The sequence below is a fragment of the Oceanicola sp. S124 genome (genome assembly GCF_000220565.1).
Classification (GTDB): Bacteria; Pseudomonadota; Alphaproteobacteria; order Rhodobacterales; family Rhodobacteraceae; genus Pseudooceanicola.
The window spans coordinates 1-3,504 of the sequence record NZ_AFPM01000173.1; the positions used below are offsets into that span (position 1 = coordinate 1).

Annotated in this window: 4 protein-coding genes; all 4 read right to left on the reverse strand. The window is 68.6% G+C overall.

The window, feature by feature from the left end:
* The coding region (locus OS124_RS0112320) for a prephenate dehydrogenase/arogenate dehydrogenase family protein (RefSeq protein ID WP_010139967.1) at positions 1–493 on the reverse strand (493 nt) is incomplete at its 3' end.
* Complete coding sequence (gene hisC / locus OS124_RS0112325) at positions 490–1,584, reverse strand: histidinol-phosphate transaminase (RefSeq protein ID WP_010139968.1); 1,095 nt, start codon at positions 1,582–1,584, stop codon at positions 490–492. The genes hisC and OS124_RS0112320, both read right to left, overlap by 4 nt.
* A 199-nt stretch (positions 1,585–1,783) precedes the next feature.
* Complete coding sequence (rpsD, locus tag OS124_RS0112330; RefSeq protein WP_010139969.1) at positions 1,784–2,404, reverse strand: 30S ribosomal protein S4; 621 nt, start codon at positions 2,402–2,404, stop codon at positions 1,784–1,786.
* 292 nt (positions 2,405–2,696) lie between these two features.
* Positions 2,697–3,504 (reverse strand): Hint domain-containing protein (locus OS124_RS24525; RefSeq protein WP_010139970.1); only part of this gene is annotated, 808 nt, incomplete at its 5' end.

A 3,504-nucleotide genomic window follows, 5' to 3' on the forward strand; every position in this document is an offset into this window, starting at 1 on the left:
CCCAGAAGGCCTTCAGCCCCTCCAGCGCCTGCGGGTCGGTTTCCCCGGCCGGGACGATCAGGCACCAGCGGTTGTCGAACAGCTCGGCAAAGCCGGCGCGGGGGCCGGAATGCTCGGTGCCGGCCAGCGGGTGCGCGGGGATGAAATGCACGCCCTCGGGCACATGCGGGCCGACCGTCGCCACGACCGAGCCCTTGACCGAGCCGACATCCGACAGCACCGCGCCCGGCTTCAGGTGCGGCGCGATCCTCTCGGCCACGGCGCCCATGGCGCCCACGGGCACGGCAAGGATCACCAGGTCGGCATCCGCCACCGCCTCTTCGGCGCTGTCGCAGATCACGTCGCCCAGGGCGATCTCGCGCGCCGTGGCCCTGGCCTCGTCCGACAGGTCATAGCCGCGGATCTCGCCCGCCAGCTGGCCGCGTTCCGCCGCGCGGATGATCGACGAGGCGATCAGGCCAAGGCCGATCAGCGCGATGCGGGGGTAGATCATGCAGGCTCTCCGGCCTTGAACTGGCCGATCGCATGGGCGACGCGGCGGCACGAGGGCTCGTCCCCGATGGTGATGCGCAGGCAATGGGGCAGGTTGTAGCCCGCCACCTGGCGCACCAGCAGGCCGCGCGCGCGCAGGAAGGCGTCGCAGGCCTGGGCCTCGTCGGCATCGGTGAACCGTGCCAGGATGAAGTTGGCCGACGACGGATCCGAGGGCACGCCATGTTCGGCCAGCGCATTGCGCAGCCAGTCACGCAGGCGGGCGTTCTCGGTCCGCGAGCGTGTGACATGGGCCTGATCGTTCATCGCCGCCGTCGCCGCCGCAAGCTGGCCGTTGGACAGGTTGAAGGGCTGTCGGACGCGGGTCAGCACGTCGATGATCTCTTGCGGGCCGTAGCCCCAGCCGATGCGCAGGCCGCCCAGACCGTAAATCTTCGAGAAGGTCCGGGTCATCACGACATTGCTGCGCGCCTCGACCAGGCCGGCACCGCCGTCGAAGCCCTGCACGTATTCCGCATAGGCCCCGTCCAGCACGAGGATCGCGCCTTCGGGCAGGCTGTCGGCCAGGCGCGCGACCTCGTTGCCGCCGATCATGGTGCCGGTCGGATTGTTCGGATTGGCGATGAAGACCAGCTTCGTGCGCTCGCTCATGCCAGCAATCAGCGCATCGACGTCGGTGACGCGGTTCTTTTCCTTCACCTCGACCGGGGTCGCGCCCGAGGCATGGGCCAGGATGCGGTACATGCCGAAGCCGTGCTCGGTGAAGAGCACCTCGTCACCGGGGCCGGCGAAGGCCTGGCAGAGGAATTGCAGCACCTCGTCCGAGCCGACGCCGCAGATGATGCGCTCGGGATCCAGCCCGTGGTGCGCGGCAATCGCCTGGCGCAGCTCGGCATGGTCGGTGGAGGGGTAACGGTGCAGGTCATGGACGGCCCGCGAATAGGCTTCCCTCGCCGCATCACCGGCACCATAGGGGTTCTCGTTCGACGAGAGCTTCACCACATCGCTCACGCCCTCGACCTTGGAGGCCCCTCCGACGTAGAGGTCGATCTCCATGATCCCGGGCTGAGGCTCGATCTTGTTGGTCATCATGTCACCTTTTCGCACCGGGGTCCTTCTAGCCGGGGGCCGGGTGCATGGAAAGATGAAGTTTGGGTGAAGGCGGTCACGACCGACTTCCGTTGCGCAATCTCCGCGTGTCTGGGCCCGGCCGCCTCGCCCGGGACAGCGCAGGCACGAAAAAGGGCCGCACCCGAAGGTACGGCCCTTTCCGCAATCCTGCGCCGGAAACTTAGTTCTGGGCGTAGTATTCGATGACGAGGTTCGGTTCCATCTGGACCGGGTAGGGAACGTCCGACAGGCCGGGGGTGCGCACGAAGGTCGCGGTCAGCTTGTTGGTGTCGACTTCCAGGTAGTCGGGAACGTCACGCTCGGGCAGCTGGATGGCTTCCAGGATGGCGGCCATCTGCTTGGACTTCTCGCGGACCTCGATCACGTCACCTTCCTTCACGCGGTAGGAGGGGATGTTGACGCGCTTGCCGTTCACCAGCACGTGGCCGTGGTTCACGAACTGACGGGCCGCGAAGACGGTGGCGACGAACTTGGCGCGGTAGACGACGGCGTCCAGGCGGCGCTCCAGCAGGCCGATGAGCAGCTCGCCGGTGTCGCCCTTGCGACGTTCGGCTTCACCGAAGATGCGACGGAACTGCTTCTCGGTCAGGTCGCCGTAGTAGCCTTTCAGCTTCTGCTTGGCGCGCAGCTGCAGACCGAAGTCCGACATCTTGCCCTTGCGGCGCTGGCCGTGCTGGCCGGGGCCGTACTCGCGGCGGTTCACCGGGGACTTCGGACGGCCCCAGATGTTTTCGCCCATGCGGCGGTCGATCTTGTACTTGGCAGACGTGCGTTTGGTCACGGCTGATCTCCTTCTTTATACTGGCGCCGCGACTTGATCCGAAAACCGGTTCCCACTTTTCGGGTCGAGGCCGCTTGCGCTGCTCGACCGTCGGAAAGGGGCCTGTCCAAGGCTGCCACCGCGGCTATGAAGGGCGTTGTCCTCTCCCCGGACCCTCCCTTGCGGGACGGGCCACCCGGGTTGACAGGGTTCCCCTCGCGGGGGCCACCAACACCAATGAAGCCGCGCTTATAGAGGCTGGCGGGACAGAGTCAATCGGCCTTCACGGCAGTTTTCCGGGAAATCGGGGGCCTCACGCGGCGTTGCGCTGCAGGATCACCGCCTCGGGCCGGCTCAGCACCCGGCGGGCCGAGGCCGCCGCGCGCATCCGCGCCTTGCCCTGCGGCGCCTCGGCCGGATGCAGGCTTTCACACCCCAGCCCGTTGGCCGAGAGGATCTGGTGCCCCTTCAGGCGCAGCTGCACGTAGGTCACCTCGTTGACCCGGAAGTCCTGCACCACGTTGCGCCCGTTCAGCAGGTCGCGGGCATGGACCAGCACTTCGGGCGCGTTGAACAGGGCCCGCGCCGCGCCACCCGAGACCAGCACCAGGTGGTCGGGCGACAGCATAAGGCTGTCCTCAGGGTGCAGCAGGCCGAAGGCGCCGGGCAGGATCCGCACCGGCCGCAGCTGCGGCATCAGGTGCAGCCGGGCGCCGCTGATACGGGTCATCTGCACGCCGCGCAGACGCTGCGGCCCGGCATCGCGGGTCAGCACGAGATCGCCGGTGCAGAGATCCTCGATCGCGCGCGGCCCGTCGGGTGTCGCGATCCGCGTGCCCATGGCAAGCCCGGTGCCCGCGCCTCCCGGGCCGGGCCGGACGCGGCGCCGCGCGGCCAGGGTGCTGCGCACGACCCAGTGTTCGCGTCCCGGCTCCGGCAGGCCATCGGGAAACATCAGCAGGGGGGGCTGGCCGGCAGCGGTCTCGATCAGCGTGGCCGCATAGCCGTGGCGTCCGTCGGTCAGCAGCATCCCCCGGTCCGACAGCAGGTCATCCGCCCCGTCGACGACGCCCCGCACCGGCGCAGAGCGTGCAGGCGCGAGGCGCCGGACCATGCGCGCC